Source organism: Mucilaginibacter tolerans (genome assembly GCF_030519375.1).
In the GTDB taxonomy this organism is placed as follows: Bacteria; Bacteroidota; Bacteroidia; order Sphingobacteriales; family Sphingobacteriaceae; genus Mucilaginibacter.
The window spans coordinates 244,850-262,638 of the sequence record NZ_JAUMKB010000004.1 but is presented as its reverse complement, the minus strand read 5'-3'; the positions used below and the strand labels follow the sequence as shown (position 1 = coordinate 262,638).

Here is a 17,789-nt window from a genome sequence, read left to right as displayed (position 1 = left end):
ATTACAGTACCATCTGATTATACAACTTCTCAAGAGTTTCTTTCGGATCGGAACACAGTCCAGGGTGTACTTTCGAGGTTTGTACCACCGTACTTCGCGTAGCACTAAGCCAGCGGAAACGCGAAGGCATATCCAATTGGGCTATCGGGCCGCCATCCTTGCTGCCGCGGCATATTTCGGCAAAGGAATGGAGATGACCTTTCAAGTCTTCAATATCTATTTTATTGGAGAATGAGCAAAGGCGCTTTTCATCCACTTCGCAAAGGCATTGCAAGAATTTTAGCTTAGGGCAATAGAGGATCACCCCAACATTGAGAAATTCCTCGCGCTCTACTTGTGGTACCACGCGGATCACGGCATACTCAAACAGGTTATTCTCTTGCATGTTGCGCCTCCTTTACAAAAATAGACGATGCCGCTATACGGGCTTCCAAAAATTGCGCGTAAACTGCGCGGACTTCATCCGGCTCTTCCAGCCATTCTCCTTTTATCCACTCATCAGGCACCAAGGAAACGATGGCGTTTATCACATCCGATTTCAGGATCGATTTAAACTCCTCATCTACAGCATCCAACTCTGATGCCTTTGATAGCAATACATGATCTTTCACCTGCATGAATGGACGCACGGCTTGTTCTTTCCAGTTATCCCACGAATGATGAAAATATAAAGAGGCCCCGTGATCGATCAGCCACAACTCCTTGTTCCAGGTGAGCATATTGGTATTGCGTGGTGTGCGGTCGACGTTGGTCAGCAAACAATCCATCCAGACTATCTGTGAAGCCAGTTTTGGGCTGACTTTTGTCACTACCGGATCAAAGGTTATCGCACCCGAAAAATAGTGCAAGGCAAGGTTTAACCCAACGCTGGCTTTCAGTAAGTCTTGTATTTCCTCATCAGGTTCTGAGCGCCCAAAAGCAGTATCCAGGTTGGCGAAAACGATTTCAGGAACTTTAAATCCTAATGCCCGTGCAATCTCTCCACCTATCAATTCAGCAATCAGTGCCTTCACCCCTTGCCCTGCACCACGAAACTTGAGCACATACAGGAAGCCATCATCCGCCTCTGCAATGGCTGGTAATGAGCCGCCCTCGCGCAAAGGGGTTACATAACGGGTTACATTAACAGTGCGTAATTCAGGAGTTTTAAAAGTCATGTTGTTTTAGCCGGGAACAAAGCTATAAAATCCCCGCAAGATAGAGTCAAGAAACAAGAGCCAGGAATCAGGATAAAAAACGTCCTGGCTCTTAGCGCTTGTTTCTCTTATTTTACTTTTTCGTGTATTGCTGATCGAGGAAATGGTAGCGATCAACTAACAACGGCTCCATTTTAGTTTCTATATTGATGGCAATGCTTTTCGTCACTGTGCCTTTATTAGCTTCCCATTTTGGCAAGCCTTTACCATTTGGATTTCCGGTCTTGATAAAATTGGCAAAATAATCTTCCATAGTTGCCGAGACTTTAAAATCTTCAGGCTTCCAGTCGTATACTTTGTTGCCGGGCAGATTACCCATTGCATACTCGATCTCGGCAGAATGCACGGCACCCGGATATGGTGCAGGCGCTTTTTTCTGAGCGTCGTCAGCTCCGCCTTTGACTACCCCACCTGCAAAACCAGCCTTAGCGTTGCCCATCGAAGCTACCATTTCTGGGCGTGGTTTTCCGAAAATGTAAGTATAAACCGGCTTACCTCCTGTTTTCGCAACCAGATCGGCCCATTTCCAGGTGCTGTAAACGATGAAGCGGTCACTACCCAGTTCGGTAGCTGATTTGATTACCTCGTCCTGTGTGGCACCCGGATATAATTTCAGCACCTCATCAGCTTTATCAGGATAGGTTTGCTTTAACTTCTTCAGGTAATTCTCCGGAGTAGGTGCATCGCCCCACATAAATGCCTGGTAAGGTATTTCGGCCGAGTTCCATCCAGCCAGCAGCGGCACGTGAGCCTGCTCACCCGCTGCAAATATTTCGTTCGGCGTTTTATCTAAAAAATAACCATCTACAACGGGTGACATCGGCGGCATACCTTGTTTGGAAGCCATTTCCAGCACCTGATCGGCCGGGATAGCACGTAATGCCGCTAAGGAAGTCGCATTAACCTTTTGACCAAAAGCAACCCCGTTTTTCTCCCCATCAGCCAGTGGAATTGCCGGGATGGTTGGCGCGATCATGCCACCACTTTCGCCAATGGCTCCTGCGATCAGGTTTCTTGATAAGGGCGAAGCCATTTGAGCACAAACGGCTATCGAACCTGCTGACTCTCCTGCAATGGTTATCTTATCCGGATCGCCGCCAAATGCTGCTATATTTTTCTTCACCCATTCCAATGCGGCATACTGATCCAGCAAACCATAATCGCCTGAAGCATGGTGAGGTGACTCAGCGCTCAGTTCAGGATGCGCCATAAAACCGAATACCCCGAGACGGTAGTTTACTGTTAATGCAACGATACCTTTCTGGGCCATGCTTTCGCCATCATAGCGCGATTCAGAGCCATCGCCTGCAACAAAGCCACCGCCATAGAAATAAACCAGCACGGGCAATTTTTCTTTGGATGATTTGGCCGGCGTCCATACATTCAGGTACAGACAGTCTTCACTCATCCCTGCAGAGCGAAACATCATATCGCCAAACACATTCTTCTGCATAGGATTATTGCCGAAATGGTCGGCTTTGCGTATGCCGTCCCAGTTTTTTACGGGCTGAGGTTCTTTCCAGCGCAGATCGCCAACAGGTGGCTGGGCAAATGGAATACCTTTAAAGCTGCGGATACCGGTAGCTTCATTGGTAATACCCTCCAGCGTTCCGTTCTCAATTTTTACCTGGTTATTTTGTGCAAATACATTAGTGCAACAGAGCGTAGCTAATGCCAATAACACGAGAGTCGTTTTTCTCATAATATTTCTGATTTGATAATTTGGTTTGACGGAATTTAGATTATTATTGTAACACAATGTTACAATAATAAAAATCGAACACCAGAATATCAAATGATTACTGTAATTTTCGTGATAGTTTATGAACAAGAACGAGCCGTCAGAAAATGAAACCGGAACTACCGGAACCGACTTTATGCACGGACTGGCTATTGATGCAGTGATATTTGGCTTTCACGATCATCAGTTAAAGGTGCTGCTGATGCGTTATAACAAAACTGGTGTTGTGGCTTTACCAGGAGGATTCATTCACAAAACGGAAAATCTGAATGATGCAGCAAACAGAATTGTAAGTGAGCGGACCGGACTAAAAAATATTTACCTAGAGCAATTTTATGTTTTTGGTGATTATGGACGATCCGACCCGCGGCCAATGAAAGACATCCTGATTGCCAATAATATCACGCATGATGATAACCACTGGCTACTGCAAAGGTTTATATCGGTCGGTTACTATGCCCTGGTTGATTTTACAAAAGTCGTCCCAAAACCCGATACCATATTTGACAGCTGCGCCTGGTATGATCTGGCTATCATTCCTAAATTAATGCAGGATCATAATACTATCATTCTGAAAGCTTTAGCATCTCTTCGAACTGACCTGGATAACAAACTGATTGCCTTTAACCTCATGCAGGAAGAGTTTACTCTGGGCGATCTCCAGATTCTTTATGAAACCATACTCGACAAAAAGCTGCTCCGTCCCGCTTTTCAGCGCAAAATGCTAAGCCTGGGCATATTAGAGCGCGTCGCTAAGAAATGGACCGGCGCGGCTCACAAAGCGCCTTATCTGTACCGCTTTTCTAAAAACATTTAAACACCTCACTCCAGATTACTTCCGCAAAGACGCGATGCATCGCGTCTCTACAATAAATAATTTATTTTTTATAGTACTATGCATTGAATAGTACTATAATATTATATATATTTGTTTATTCATCATTTATGACGATTAAAAGAAAAGATATGGAAAAATCAGGGATAGCCCTATTAGTGGCAGGAATGCTGTTTTTAGCAGCATGCTCATTCGGCAACAGGCATACAACAATTGTAGAAAAAAGTAATGACCATTATCTGAGAATAGAATATGCCGGGCATATCAGCTTTAACGAGGATGGTACTGCGATCAGAAGTATTTCGAGGGATGGTTATGTAGAATACCAGCAAGACAGTAAAAAACTGGAAGCGAAAAACAATGGCAACGGCGGTATTAGCTATGAATTATATGACGGCTATGAAAAACTTGGTATGGATGAACGTGGCCGTCAGTTTATTGCCGAAGCGGTTAAGGTAATGATGCAGAAGACACATCACCCGTAAGTTTTCCAAACCGGTAAACCCCAAAAATGTGGATAAATACATTGCTTAATAATTAATAGTGATATAACCTTTTTAGCGTGTCTGTCGTTACAGATACGTATGAGGTCAGTATTGTGTACTACTTTTGTCCTTTTTTTCCTGATCTTTTCAGGTTGTAGTAAAAAGGAAGGGACTACCCCCAAAGGCACTAATGGTAATACCACAGGTACCAAGAACAACAATGGGAACACAGGAAGCGGCAATACTTGCAATGTGCAGCTAGCAGATGCCGAAAGCATTGAAATTTTCCCTACTGATAACCCATGGAACCAGGATATTTCATCAGCTGTGGTTGATCCCAACAGCTCGCAGATCATTGCAAACTTCAGCAGTTCGAAACTGAAAGCAGACTTCGGCAGCGGTTTGTGGGATAACGCACCTATCGGAATTCCATATACCGTAGTTTGTGGCAGTCAGCCTAAAGTTAATGTAACTTTCCGGGCCAATTCAAACGATGGCAACTACGGCAGTGAAAGCGATCCGGGACCTTATCCTATTCCATCCAACGCGCCTATTGAGGGCAACGGCCAGGGCGACTCTCATGTGCTTGTTGTAGATAAAGATAATAACATGCTGTACGAACTTTACAATGCCAGCTATACCAACGGACAATGGCAGGCATCAAGCGGTGCTATCTTTAATCTCAAATCTGACGCATTAAGACCCGACGGATGGACATCAGCTGATGCTGCAGGTTTACCCATTTTTCCGGGCCTTGTACGGTACGAAGAAGTATTAAAAGGAACTATCGATCATGCAATACGTTTTACACTGCAATCGGCCAATGTAAAGCCGAATTCTTACATATCACCAGCACGGCATGGCGTTAACAGTAGTGGCGGACAGTATTCTTTGCCATTTGGTGCTAAACTTCGTCTCAAAGCCAATTTTGACACCAGCGGCTATTCAGCTAATCTGCAAGTTATACTGAACGCAATGAAAAAATACGGCATTATTCTGGCGGACATCGGCAGCAACATGTATGTCAGCGGTGCTCCTGACGAGCGCTGGAACAACGATGACCTTCAAAAACTTGGTCAGATAACCGCCTCCAATTTTGAGGTAATCAAAATGAATTGATCTGCTTAATGCGTTACCGTACCTTTTTTGATGGAATGAGCTTCTTTTAGAACAGTTACCAAAACCTCTAATTTGAGTGGTTTGGAGATATAGTTATCCATGCCTTTGCTCAGGCAAATCTCACGGTCTTCTGCGAGCGCATTCGCGGTCATCGCTATAACATAAGGTTGCGGCATATTCAGCTTGCGGATATTTTCTGTAGATGCAAAACCGTCCATTTCAGGCATTTGCACATCCATTAATACCACATCGTATGCATTTTCTGAGACATTTTGCAAGGCTTCGAGACCATTTTGTGCCATGGTTGTTTTATAGCCGAGTTTAGCCAATATACGCTGGATCAGCATCTGGTTTACGGGATTATCTTCGGCTATTAGTATGTCAAGCGGATAACGGTTGGCAAACTCAGGGTCAAGCACATTTTCCGGCTTTTCGCTGACTGGTGAGACTACTTCTTTGCGTTCACCCAATTCAGCATAAATACTCTTTAGCAATTGACTTTGCTTCACTGGTTTTACCAGTACTGCCGAAAACAATCCCGGGTATTTCTTACGATTGGTATCCCCTATTGAACTGAGCATGATAACCGGTAATTGGTTGGCTGAATTTCTGATTGCCCTGGCCAATTCTACACCATCCATATCGGGCATGGCCATGTCAGAAATAACCAAGTCAAATCTTCTGTCTTCTGCCAGAATGCTTAGCGCTTCTCGCGCCGATGTGCAAGTAACGGTCTGTAGTCTCCAATGCTCCAACTGCGATTTTAAAATAACCAGGTTAGTATGATTATCGTCAACCACCAGTATACGTTTACCTTCAATACTGGTAATACCGGGTAACAAATGAATTTCGGTATTTGATTTATGGCTGATTTTAGTTTGTATGGTAAAGTTAAATGTAGAGCCTTCACCCAGTTTACTTTCAACCCATACGTTGCCGCCCATTAGTTTTACCAGGCGCTCGCTGATGATCAATCCAAGTCCTGAGCCGCCATATTTACGCGTGGTGGATGAGTCAACCTGTGAAAATGCCTGGAACAAAGTAGATAATTTCTCTTCAGGGATACCTATGCCGGTATCTTTGACGCTAAAGCCTATCTCTAACCGATCGCTATCAATTGTCCGGGACAAATACACTTTAATAAAAACCTCGCCTTTTGAGGTGAATTTTATTGCATTGTTGATCAGGTTGATAATTACCTGTTTTAAACGCAAACTATCGCCCACTACAAAATGCGGCAGGTTAAAGTCGATCTGGTAGATCAGGTCGAGACGTTGCTCCGCCGCTCTTTGTGAGAACATATCCATGATCTCCTCAATGCTTTGGCGCAGATCAAATTCCTCTTCTTCAATATCCATTTTGCCCGATTCGATCTTTGAGAAATCCAAAATGTCATTGATCACATTCAACAAACTATCGCCGCAATTGATTATTGTTTCGGCATACTCGCGCTGCTCATTGTTCAGCTGGGTTTCGGCCAATAATGAGGCCATGCCGATCACACCGTTCATCGGGGTTCTTATTTCATGACTCATGGTAGCCAGGAAAATACTCTTAGCCTGATTAGCTTTATCAGCTTCCTGCCGTGCTTTATACTCCTGGTTTTTTTGATCCTCTAATTCTTCGGATTGTGCCTGCAATTCTTCGTTCAAAGATTGCAGCTCTTCTGATTGAGACAGCAGCTCTTCATTTAATGCCTGCAAATCGTCCGACTGAGCCTGCAGTTCTTCTGACTGGTGCTGTATTACCGCAGTGCGGTGCTTTACTTCTTCTTCGAGCTTTGCTTTTTGTTTAATGATACTGTGAACACGGTAGCGGTAAATACCATAAATCAAAGCAATCACAAAAGCTCCCGTCAATAGTTCAAACCACCATGTTAACCAAAATGGAGGTACCACTGTGACTTTCAAAGACAATACCTTGGACCACTCGCCCGAACTGTTTTGGCTTTTCACTTTAAAAGTATAATCACCCGGAGGCAGGTTAGTATAAACCGCAGTATTCTTATTACCTACATAATTCCATCCTTTATCAAAGTTCTCAAGGATGTATGCGTAATTCTTTTTGTTCGGTGACAGGTAATCCAGCGAAGCATATTCAATTGAAATAACCGATTGCTCATGCGATAAAGTAATCGACCGGGTCTCAGAAATATCTCTTTTAAGCGGCGATGGGTCATTTTTGTCTTTAGCTACCTCAAGTGACTTATTAAATACCTCAAAATTGGTCAGTACCAGGGGTGGGTTATAGAGTGAGTGAACAATATGATCGGGGAAGAAAGAATTAAAACCATTCACTCCGCCAAAGTAAAATGCTCCTGTGCTGCTTTTTAATGCAGCATGTTGTTTAAACTCATCACCCTGTAAACCATCCTCCGTTGTATAGTTTTTGAATTTATTTGTTTTAGGGTCATACATGGAAATACCATTATTGGTACTTACCCACAAGTGTCCCTTATCATCTTCGAGCATAGCCTGGGTATAATCATTTGGCAGTCCGTCTTTTGTTTTGAATACCGTAAAATGCTGTGTGGCCGGATCAAAACGGTTAAGGCCGCTTAAAGTACAAATCCAGATATTCCCTGCACGATCTTCATGAAGATCGAAGATCGTATTACTGCTTATGCTATTTTTATTGTCATCATGTGGAAAACGTACAAACGAGTTTGTGTTTGGATTGAAAAGATTTAAGCCTGCATCATCAGTACCGATCCACAAATTACCTTTACTATCAGTCAGAAGCGAGTTTATTCTGTCACTTCCTATGCTGGTGGGATTTTTTTCAATGTTCTTAAAATGGACAAACGTATTACTTTCAGGCTGATATAAGTTTAATCCGTCGCCAAAAGAACCTAGCCATATTTTTTTATCAGGGGTTTGAGTTATTGCATAAATATTGTCACCACTCAGACTATTAGGATTGGCTGGATCATGTTTAAATACTTTAAAGGTTTTGGTTTTTGGGTTCATCATATTTACCCCGTTCCCCCATGTGCCTATCCATAAATTACCCTCGCCATCAGGTTTAATATCCAAAATATTATTGCCAGATATACTATGTTTATCAGCCGGGTTATTTTTATAAACCGTAAAACTACTCGACTTAAGATTAAACATGTTCAGACCGCCACCATCTGTACCTATCCAGATGTTGTAATCCTTATCTTCATACATGCTTAACACAAAATCGTTAGAAAGCGAGTTTGGCAACATGTTATGCTTGTAGTGTTCAAAATTACTTGTGTTTTTTTTGTACAGGTCAACACCTCCGGCAAAAACACCGAGCCACATGTTCCCCGCCCGGTCTTTCAGGATAACATCTACCGAGTTATTGGCGAGCGTGGTATTGTCAATATCATCATGATAGTAGCTTTGAAATTGGTCCCAGTCCGGATAATAAATACTCAATCCTCCGTTTTCAGTACCTATCCACAGGTTATTGTTATCATCCTCGGCAATACTCTGAATACTATTATGTACCAGTGAATTTTTATTATGAGGATCGTTAACAAAACGTTTAAACCCATGAGTAATCGGGTTATAAAGATTTAACCCCGCTTCCTGAGTACCCACCCATAAATGATGACGGCTGTCTTCAAAAATAGCCGTTATCTTATTCCCCGAGATCGATTCAGGATTTGACGGCAAACTTTTAAATGAAGTGAAGTTATTGCTATTCCGGTTAAACAAACACAAGCCATTATTATCTGTGCCCACCCACAAATTATCATTGTGGTCCACAAACACCGTCATAACGCCGTTATCAGCCAGGCTTGAAGGATCACTTGAATTAATATAGCGGGTACTTTTCCCCGTTTTAGGATCGAATAAATTCAGGCCGTCTTTTTGTGTAGCAACCCATATTTTACCCGATTTATCGAGAGCCAGTTTACTTACAAAGTTACTGGAGATAGAGCTTTTGTCTTTTTCGTTATGCAGATAACGGTGAAACCGGTTGGTATTTCTATCAAACTTGTTCAAACCTCCGCCAATAGTAGCGGCCCAGATATTACCTTCTTTATCTTCAATTATATCCTGAACATAATTATTTCCTATGCTGGCATTATCTTTTGCGTCGTTTCTGAATATTTTAAAATCATAACCGTCATAACGGTTCAATCCATCAGCGGTACCTATCCAAATAAATCCACGGCTATCTTGCAACAAACAATTCGGGTTAAGCTCGGAAAGGCCATCCTCTGTCCCTAAATGCGTAAAATGTAACTGCTGATTTTGGGCAAATGAACACGTTGCCACCGCCAGTAAAATGGCGATAAAATAATATCTGATTCTTTCTACACTTATGCTTCTTATTAAATTACCCGCTATGGTCATTAATTTATATTAATCAGGTTTTGACAGCCTATTGCTGGTTTGCTGCTACTATTCACATTTGTACGTAAACCCAATCGCTTTGGTTATGGGTAATTCACTGTGTTTTAACCTGATACTAACCGCATTAAAACATAAATAGTTATATTTATTTTACCCAAAACATATCCGAATTAACAAAGTTTGGGAGCTTTATACGGCGACTGCTGCATCCTTATTATACTTGTTGCGATAATCAACTGGGGGCATACCTGTGATACGTTTAAACACATCTCTGAAGGCTTTGATGTCGGTGTAACCTACGTCATACATCACCTCATAAATGGTTTTCCTGCTGCTTTCAAAACTTTTTTTGGCAGCCTCTATTTTTACCCGCTGGATATATTCGACTACCGTGTTATGGGTCGATTTCTTAAACCGCCGTTCAAAAGTGCGGCGCACGACGCTGAATTTATCAGACAATTCATCTACTGATATTTTATTATGAAAATTATTTTCGATGTACTCCTGCGCATTTTTTACTACTTCATCCTCATGATCTTTTTGTCCCTGGAAAATAATAAACGGAGACTGGTCATTCCGCCCCATATCAATCACAAAGAATTTGGAAGCCAGAATAGCCATTTCGCGGTTGGTGTATTTTTCAACCAGGTACAAAAGCAGGTTCCAGTAAGAATTGGCGCCTCCGCTGGAATAAACGTGGTTCTCTTCAGTGATCACCTTTTCATCAACCAGGTCGACTTCCGGGAACATGTTCCTGAACTCATTTGCAAACAGCCAATGGGTCGAACATTTTTTTCCATTCAACAAGCCTGTTGAGGCAAGCAAAAATGCTCCCAGGCATAAGCTGGCTACTTCGGCACCTCGTCTGTATTGTTCCTGTATCCATGGAATAAATTCTTCGTTTAGTTTTATCGCTGCATTCAGGTCGCCACTTAGTGGAGGAACGATGACCAGATCAGATTTTTTTACTTCATCCAGTAACAGATCGGGCTTGATAGTAAAAGCGCCATCATTAAGCCTTACTTCTCTGCTCAATCCTACCAATTGTACATTGAACAAGGGTGGTTTACCTGCATTTTTTAAGAACATGTTCACCGCGGTGAACATATAACGCGGGTCTGCAATGCCCTGCAACACAGCGCATTCGGGTACCAGGATGGAAACTGTTTTCATATTATACTAAGCTAAAGTATTTTGTCGTAAATAACCCTTCACATTGTCGTATTTACGCGTTTTATAACCGGTTTATTGACACTAATTTGCATCATTCAATCAGTGAAAACAAAAAATTATGAAAAACGATTTGCAAAAAACAATTGCCCAGGCAAAAGATGAGTTTTTGAAAGCTCTAGATCTGTTTGACCAGGATAACGTCAATACTGTTCCGTTCGAAGGGAGCTGGACCGGCGGCCAGGTAGCCGAACACATATTAAAATCAATATCCGGTATACTCGAGACATTAAATGGCCCGTCAAAACCGACCAAAAGAAACCCGGAAGAGCATGTAAAAATGTTCGGTGACGTATTCCTGAATATGGACATTAAAATGAAATCACCTGATTTTATTATCCCTTCAGATTCTCCGAAAAATATATCCTCTTTGCACGCATCCCTTGCAAAAACTTTTGATGGTATTGAAGAAGCCGCCGGAAAAGATGATCTTACCGAAACATGCACATCATTTGAGATGCCTACAATTGGACTACTCACAAAAATAGAGTGGATACAATTTGCTTGTTTTCACACCAGGAGACATGCACAACAGTTAAAGAACATTGCTGGTCATTTAAAAAAGGCTGAAATTGAGCTATAACTTCTTAAAACTCAAGATATTTTATAATTTAACATAGAACCAATTAAAACATAAGACAATGGCAACTGTAAATCCTTATTTGAATTTTAGCGGTAATACCGAAGAAGCTTTCAACTTCTACAAATCAGTCTTCGGTACCGAGTTTCTGGCTGTAGTGCGTTTCAAAGACGCACCTGGCGGCGACAAAATGCCCCCTGAAGCACAGAATAAGATTATGCACATGTCGCTTCCCATAGGAAACGGGAATATATTGATGGCGACTGATATGATCGAATCAATGGGTCAGATATTAAAAACAGGCAACAATTTCAGTTTATCTATAACTCCGACGAGCGAAGAAGAGGCATTGCATTTCTTTAATAGGCTCTCAGCAGGAGGTACAATTGAAGCTCCTTTCAAAAAGGAATTCTGGGGTGCCTATTTTGGAATGTTCCTGGATAAATTCGGCGTTCGCTGGATGATTAACTATGATCCTAATCAGGGTAAATAAATTAAAAATCAAAATCTCATGAGTCCGAAAACCATAAAAGTCACCTACTGGGTGCTGAATATTATATTCTGTCTATTCCACGTGGGCGATGCATACGGTGGCCTGTCAAAAGCACAGGCCGGCGTAGATGCCATGAATGCGATGGGCTATCCCATATACCTGATGGGCTTTTTGGCCGTGCTCAAGCTGTTGGGCGTGATAGCTCTATTGCAAAACAAATTTAAAACCATCAAAGAATGGGCTTTTGCAGGCTTTTCATTCACATTAATAGGTGCTACGGTTTCACACATCTGTGTGAATGACCCGGTGATGTTTATCGTAATGCCTATCGTATTGCTGGTACTGCTTTTCGCACTCTACTATTTCTGGAGAAGAATGGAGCAGGCACAGCCTCAGTTGGCATAAAAAATGTACGGGCTGATTGAATCCCTGTAATTACCTAACTTCGTATAGAGATAGGTAATTACCGGGATTTTTTATGGAAAATGATTATTTAGAAAGCTCGATCAAGCAGTTTGAATATTACAAACTGCTGGGCGAAAAAGCCATTGCTCAGCTGCCTGATGACAAACTGTTTTGGCAATACAATGTGCAAAGCAACAGCATAGCCATTATTGTTCAGCATTTATGGGGTAATATGCTTTCGCGATGGACAGACTTTCTGACCACCGACGGTGAAAAGGATTGGCGTAACCGCGATGCCGAATTTGAAAGTACCATAAATACCAAAGGAGAATTACTGAACAAATGGGATGAAGGATGGGCCTGTCTTTTGGGTGCACTCAAACAACTGACAGGTGAGGATCTGAAAAAAATCATCTACATCCGCAACCAGGGGCATACGGTAATGGAAGCCATTAACCGGCAACTGGCGCATTATCCCTACCATGTAGGACAAATCATTTATATCGCAAAAATGATTGCCGGTAGTGATTGGCATAGCCTGAGCATCCCAAAAGGTGCCTCCCAAACTTTCAATGCTGAGAAGTTTTCAAAGCCAAAAACGAAGAAGCACTTTACGGATGATTTTTTGAAAGAAACTAAAAAGTGATATACTCATTTCACTGCAGCCAGCATATCATCATAAACCTGATCAAAAGGCTTATCCTTATGTTGCTGCCATAGTGCTGAGTATTTGATCTCGATATTTTTCAGAAGCTGGATGCATAGCTGTTTATCGTCCTCACTAAGGTCAATAGTCATCATACCGGCCACTTTTCGCATACGTGCCGTACAAAGCTCAATTGCCTTTGCTCCTGTTGCGGTAAGCTCAATGCGCTTTGAGCGCTTGTCGTCTTTATCGTCGTATTCTTTTATCAGCCCTCGTTTTATCAGGCGGTTCAGCATGTCCGTCCCGCTTGATAGCTCGAATAAATTGGCATAGATCACTTCTGATTTTTTGGGGTTCCGTTCTTGCTGCACGGTCAACAGAATGCCAAACTCTTCTACCTGTTTCACGCCGGTACCTTCCAGCGCATTGTTTGCGTAGCTCATATTCAGCTTATGAATACGGCCAATCATTTTCAACAACAACCCTTCGCTGGTTGGCGGTACAACGCCACCTGTTAAAGGCCCCGCATTTTTTTGCTGCTGATGAGTAGCAAGGTAATGCCTGCAAAAGTCGTCGATATTGGCATCAGGGTATGCAGTCTCAAAATCACCCCATTCATTTACCAGCTGAATTGTCTTATTCATGTCAATTTTATTACGATTTCGAAGTAAATATAAACAAAACTACTCCGGAATTTGATTATTAATTCTAAAACGTATTACATTTGATTAAACAACTACGAAAACGTATTAAACTATCAATTTATGACAACCGAAACAATTTACCATGCTGCACTGGCAACACACATTGCCGGGCTAACCATGATGGCGGGAACGACATTAATGGACTATGTGATCTTCAAACAAATATGGAAGCAATATTGGGCAGATAAGGCTAAGGCGCTTGCCATCAGTGAAGCTTTGGTAAAACTTCAAATCATATTTGGAAGTGGTTTCCTTCTCCTGATCATTTCGGGTGTAACCATGATGTACCTTACCCATGGTGTTTTTGGCGAGCAATTATGGTTTAGGATAAAATTTGGTTTGATCCTGTTTATTATGATTAATGGATTGGCCTTCGGGCGAAGACTGGGCGTGCGATTAAGAACGTTGCTACCCGAAGAAATATCCGGCATAAACGTAAGCGATAAGACCCTAAAGATCAGGGATAATCTTAACATTTTTCATATCAGCCAATTGGCAATCTTCCTTACAATTTTTGTATTGAGTGTCTTCAAATTCAATTAATTCAAAATGATCTTTCAAAGTGAAAACAGAACATCCAAGTATGGTTTTGAATATACTGGTGATAGGTGCTAATGGAGGCATCGGAAAACAAGCAGTAGAAATTGCTCTCCAATCCGGGCATAAGGTCACAGCGCTACTGCGTAACCCGGCTAAGCTTGCTATTTCACATCCTAATCTTCAGATCATAAAGGGCGATGTAATGCGCCCCGAGACTTTCGAAGATCATTTGGAAGGTAAAGATGCAGTAATATCTGCCCTGGGAACCAACACCATCCGTAAGCCTACCAAATTGTATTCGGAAGGGAATAAGCGCCTGTTGAAAGCCATGAAAAAAAAGGGCGTACGGCGGGCCTTCTTTATCTCGGCTTCTGCAATAGAAATAAGTCCGGTACTGCCTTTTTATGCCAGGTTTGCCGCAAAATATATCTTACAAAAACTATTAAAATACATGTATGATGACTTGCGCATAATGGAAAAACTGGTGAAAGAAACTGATTTGGATTGGACGATAATGCGCCCGCCAAGACTGACGGATAAACCAGTTACCAGTGACTATCGTTTCGCTATGAACAGTTTTTTAAAGAATTCCCTCAGTATTTCGCGGGCTGATGTTGCGCACTTTATGATAAACAATATTACCAATGAAGCAACCTACCGAACTACAATTGAGATCGGCTATTAGGGCGATCATTCAACGCGAAAACAAATTTAAATTTCCAACAATGAAAAGAGATAAAATCATTTATTGGTCTTCGACAGGAGCCCTTAGTTTCATCATGCTATTCAGCATGTTTAAAATGTATACACCAATTTATGAACACTTAGGTTTTCCGCATTATTTCAGAACAGAACTTTTGATTGCCAAAATATTAGGACTGATTGCCCTGCTTGTTCCGCGTATTCCGATAATGTTTAAAGAATGGGCTTATGCCGGCTTTACTATTGTCTTGATTTCGGCTTCTATAGCTCACTTTAATAGTGGGGATACTATTATGAATGCTATTGAGCCTTACATATGGCTCATTATACTGGCAATTTCCTACCGGTATTTCCACAAACTAAATAAAGTTTAAAAAGGATTTATACTGACTTATTACCAGGGCTTTTTTTCTTGTTTTTGAATTTCCTGCGGTTATTGTTTCTCTTTGGGGATGATTTGTGCGCTTTGAATACGGGCGCCTCTCCCAATTCGGCGGGGAGGATATTTTCGTCAATACTTCTGCCTATCAGTTCCTCAATAGTCTTCAATTTCCGGTTATCACGCTCATTTACCAGGGTTATTGCCGTACCTGTAGTTTCAGCACGGGCGGTACGCCCAATGCGGTGAATATAATCTTCAGGATCAGATGGCACGTCGTAATTGATCACCAGGTCGATACCTTCTACATCAATCCCGCGCGAAAGTGCATCGGTACCTATAATAACGGGTAACTCGCGATTTTTAAAGTCCAGCAGTATCTGTTCACGCTCTGCCTGTTCAAAATCAGAATGAAAGGCGCTTGATTTAACGTGGGCAGCTTTTAGCTCCTTGCTTAGTCTTTTTACCTCGTCTTTGGTGTTGGCAAATATGATGGTGCTGGTGTAATTCCCTTCTTTAAGCAGTTTGACAACCAGTTTTGATTTCTGGTCGTTATGCAATTTGTAAATCTGTTGATTGATCCCTTCTGCCGGTTGCGAGGTAGCCAAATTGATCTGCTCGGGATGTTTTAATATCGAATTAGCCAGTTTGCGTATCGGCCCCGGCATAGTTGCCGAGAATAAAAGCGTCTGACGGTGCGCGGGTATATCACGGATGATGCGCATAATATCCCCCATAAAACCCATATCCAGCATTCGGTCGGCTTCATCCAATATTAAATACTTTACCTGGTCGAGCTTTAAAATACCCGAAGTAAGGTGCGCAATTAGCCGGCCTGGCGTGGCAATCAGTATGTCTACTTTGTTTTGAATTCCGCGGCGTTGTTGTTCGTAAACAATTCCGTCTCCGCCGCCATATACGGCAATAGAGCTTAAGCCGGTAAAATATGCCAACCCCTCTACCTGCTGGTCGATCTGTTGCGCCAGTTCGCGCGTGGGCGCTAGTATCAGGGTGGTCGTTTTATGCCCTTCATTACCTTCTGCAATTTTATGCAGCACCGGTAATAAATAGGATGCCGTCTTCCCGGTGCCGGTTTGCGCACAGGCGATCAGGTCTTTACCTTCTAAAATTACCGGGATCGCCATTTCCTGTATAGGTGTCGGCGTGGTGTAGCCCATACTCAGGATACCTTCGGTTAAGTGTTCGTTAAAATTAAAATCGTGGAATGTCAATCAATTAAAAATATCCTCAAAGATATAAAACCTGTTAAGAATCCGGTAGTTATAAACGATTACCCAGCAATATATTTACCAATAACAGGTATTTTACTAATAATAAATATCAGAAATGACGATAAAAGGAAACAAGCCAGGGCCGTTAATGGTATGCTGAAAACAGGATTGAACAATTTATAATTGATCCCTTGCCCATCCAGTAGCGTCAGGAACAAAGCATGGCACAAATAAATCCCTAAACTTAAGCCACCTGCTATAGCGCGTAGTTTGACTACTACTTCGGGCAATTTAAACACAAATACCCTTGCCAGCAAAAATGCCCCCGAAGCATACAGCACGATAAAGGGGCCAAGCGGTTCATACATCACCGTGCTTAGTCCTTTTGTATTTACGGACAAGAAATATGTGCCAATAGTTATACTGATCAAACAAAGAAAAAAATAGATAACAAGGGGCGTTTTAATTCCTTTTTCGGGTAATTCTATAAATGCAAGATAATGCCCTAACACCAGGTAACCGGAATAACCGATAAAATAATGCATATCTATCAGTGGTTGAAAGCGCGATAAATAAGGCTGGCTGAATATCATTACTACGAACCATACCAGCAAAAAATAACGGATCTCCTTTGCCGACGCATTACGAACAAATTTGCTGATAATTGGCATAAACAAGTACAGTCCTATCAGCATGTATATATACCATAAATGGTAGTAAGCTCCGTATTTAAGCTGATGAAGAACGGTATGAAGGTTTGTCCATATATTATCCGAGAAGGCAATTTCTTCATCGTACCATGCGTAAGCGATATAAATAAAGCTCCAGAGCAAAAATGGCCATAAAATCCTTGATAAGCGGCGTGTCAGAAAATCGGTCAGCTCATACTCCCTGTGAAGCAAAAGCGCGCCAGTGATCATCACAAAAACTGGAACGCCAAAACGGACCAGTGCATTATAAAAATCCCCCACCAGCCAATATCCGGTATCGGCATGCTTAAAATCAATTAATAAAGGCGAAGCCGTATGTAATATGACAACTGCAAATAAGGAGATGACCTTAAGGTTATCAATCCACTCAAAGGTTTGATGTCGGGTTGTGACGCTGTCTGGCAAGGCTTTATTTAGATAACTGCGCTAAAGTACTGATTTTAAATAAAAAACCCGAT

18 protein-coding genes are annotated in these 17,789 nt (G+C 42.0%); 10 read left to right on the top strand and 8 right to left on the bottom strand.

What is annotated here, in order from left to right; translation table 11 throughout:
* Position 1: 1 nt before the first annotated feature.
* From Q3A68_RS07835 to Q3A68_RS07825, 3 genes are all read right to left on the bottom strand, one after another.
* The gene (locus tag Q3A68_RS07835; protein ID WP_302900507.1) at positions 2 to 385 is read right to left on the bottom strand and encodes a DUF3037 domain-containing protein; all 384 of its coding nucleotides are present in this window, start codon (positions 383 to 385) and stop codon (positions 2 to 4) included.
* Positions 372 to 1,157 (bottom strand): HipA family kinase, encoded by a 786-nt coding sequence (locus Q3A68_RS07830; RefSeq protein ID WP_302900506.1) that lies wholly within the window; start codon positions 1,155 to 1,157, stop codon positions 372 to 374. The genes Q3A68_RS07835 and Q3A68_RS07830 overlap by 14 nt, the downstream gene beginning before the upstream one ends.
* Positions 1,158 to 1,269: 112 nt before the next feature.
* Positions 1,270 to 2,898, bottom strand: coding sequence for a carboxylesterase/lipase family protein (locus Q3A68_RS07825; protein ID WP_302900505.1), 1,629 nt, complete (start codon positions 2,896 to 2,898; stop codon positions 1,270 to 1,272).
* A gap of 121 nt (positions 2,899 to 3,019) precedes the next feature.
* On the opposite strand from Q3A68_RS07825, the gene Q3A68_RS07820 reads away from it, so the two are divergent.
* The 3 genes from Q3A68_RS07820 (at position 3,020) to Q3A68_RS07810 (ending at position 5,376) form a co-directional block, all read left to right on the top strand.
* The gene (locus tag Q3A68_RS07820; RefSeq protein ID WP_302900504.1) at positions 3,020 to 3,754 is read left to right on the top strand and encodes an NUDIX hydrolase; all 735 of its coding nucleotides are present in this window, start codon (positions 3,020 to 3,022) and stop codon (positions 3,752 to 3,754) included.
* A 128-nt stretch (positions 3,755 to 3,882) separates the two neighbouring features.
* The gene (locus Q3A68_RS07815; RefSeq protein ID WP_302900503.1) at positions 3,883 to 4,257 is read left to right on the top strand and encodes a hypothetical protein; all 375 of its coding nucleotides are present in this window, start codon (positions 3,883 to 3,885) and stop codon (positions 4,255 to 4,257) included.
* 99 nt (positions 4,258 to 4,356) lie between these two features.
* A complete protein-coding gene (locus Q3A68_RS07810) occupies positions 4,357 to 5,376 on the top strand; it encodes a hypothetical protein (protein ID WP_302900502.1) in 1,020 nt (339 codons plus the stop codon).
* Between the two features lie 5 nt (positions 5,377 to 5,381).
* Here Q3A68_RS07810 and Q3A68_RS07805 read toward each other — a convergent pair whose 3' ends face one another.
* Both Q3A68_RS07805 and Q3A68_RS07800 read right to left on the bottom strand, forming a co-directional pair.
* Positions 5,382 to 9,710, bottom strand: coding sequence for a hybrid sensor histidine kinase/response regulator (locus tag Q3A68_RS07805; RefSeq protein WP_302900501.1), 4,329 nt, complete (start codon positions 9,708 to 9,710; stop codon positions 5,382 to 5,384).
* 189 nt (positions 9,711 to 9,899) lie between these two features.
* On the bottom strand, positions 9,900 to 10,883 hold the full coding sequence (locus tag Q3A68_RS07800) for a GlxA family transcriptional regulator (protein WP_302900500.1): 984 nt from the start codon (positions 10,881 to 10,883) through the stop codon (positions 9,900 to 9,902).
* Between the two features lie 118 nt (positions 10,884 to 11,001).
* On the opposite strand from Q3A68_RS07800, the gene Q3A68_RS07795 reads away from it, so the two are divergent.
* From Q3A68_RS07795 to Q3A68_RS07780, 4 genes are all read left to right on the top strand, one after another.
* On the top strand, positions 11,002 to 11,523 hold the full coding sequence (locus tag Q3A68_RS07795; protein ID WP_302900499.1) for a DinB family protein: 522 nt from the start codon (positions 11,002 to 11,004) through the stop codon (positions 11,521 to 11,523).
* 58 nt (positions 11,524 to 11,581) lie between these two features.
* A complete protein-coding gene (locus Q3A68_RS07790) occupies positions 11,582 to 12,013 on the top strand; it encodes a VOC family protein (RefSeq protein WP_302900498.1) in 432 nt (143 codons plus the stop codon).
* 18 nt (positions 12,014 to 12,031) lie between these two features.
* Positions 12,032 to 12,418, top strand: coding sequence for a DoxX family protein (locus Q3A68_RS07785; RefSeq protein ID WP_302900497.1), 387 nt, complete (start codon positions 12,032 to 12,034; stop codon positions 12,416 to 12,418).
* A gap of 73 nt (positions 12,419 to 12,491) precedes the next feature.
* The gene (locus tag Q3A68_RS07780) at positions 12,492 to 13,064 is read left to right on the top strand and encodes a DUF1572 domain-containing protein (protein ID WP_302900496.1); all 573 of its coding nucleotides are present in this window, start codon (positions 12,492 to 12,494) and stop codon (positions 13,062 to 13,064) included.
* A gap of 5 nt (positions 13,065 to 13,069) precedes the next feature.
* Here Q3A68_RS07780 and Q3A68_RS07775 read toward each other — a convergent pair whose 3' ends face one another.
* Positions 13,070 to 13,708 (bottom strand): MarR family winged helix-turn-helix transcriptional regulator, encoded by a 639-nt coding sequence (locus Q3A68_RS07775; protein WP_302900495.1) that lies wholly within the window; start codon positions 13,706 to 13,708, stop codon positions 13,070 to 13,072.
* A gap of 120 nt (positions 13,709 to 13,828) precedes the next feature.
* Between Q3A68_RS07775 and Q3A68_RS07770 the strand changes: the two genes are divergently transcribed.
* From Q3A68_RS07770 to Q3A68_RS07760, 3 genes are read left to right on the top strand one after another with little or no spacing between them, the layout of a single operon-like run.
* Positions 13,829 to 14,311 carry a hypothetical protein gene (locus Q3A68_RS07770; protein ID WP_302900494.1) on the top strand — a complete coding sequence of 161 codons (483 nt, stop codon included), beginning with the start codon at positions 13,829 to 13,831 and terminating at the stop codon, positions 14,309 to 14,311.
* A gap of 19 nt (positions 14,312 to 14,330) precedes the next feature.
* Entirely contained in the window at positions 14,331 to 14,993 is a 663-nt protein-coding gene (locus Q3A68_RS07765) for an NAD(P)-dependent oxidoreductase (RefSeq protein WP_302900493.1), read from the top strand.
* 40 nt (positions 14,994 to 15,033) lie between these two features.
* Complete coding sequence (locus Q3A68_RS07760) at positions 15,034 to 15,384, top strand: DoxX family protein (protein WP_302900492.1); 351 nt, start codon at positions 15,034 to 15,036, stop codon at positions 15,382 to 15,384.
* A gap of 7 nt (positions 15,385 to 15,391) precedes the next feature.
* On the opposite strand, the gene Q3A68_RS07755 is transcribed toward Q3A68_RS07760, so the two are convergent.
* Both Q3A68_RS07755 and Q3A68_RS07750 read right to left on the bottom strand, forming a co-directional pair.
* Positions 15,392 to 16,621 carry a DEAD/DEAH box helicase gene (locus Q3A68_RS07755; RefSeq protein ID WP_302900491.1) on the bottom strand — a complete coding sequence of 410 codons (1,230 nt, stop codon included), beginning with the start codon at positions 16,619 to 16,621 and terminating at the stop codon, positions 15,392 to 15,394.
* Between the two features lie 59 nt (positions 16,622 to 16,680).
* On the bottom strand, positions 16,681 to 17,736 hold the full coding sequence (locus Q3A68_RS07750; RefSeq protein ID WP_302900490.1) for an acyltransferase: 1,056 nt from the start codon (positions 17,734 to 17,736) through the stop codon (positions 16,681 to 16,683).
* Positions 17,737 to 17,789: the final 53 nt, after the last annotated feature.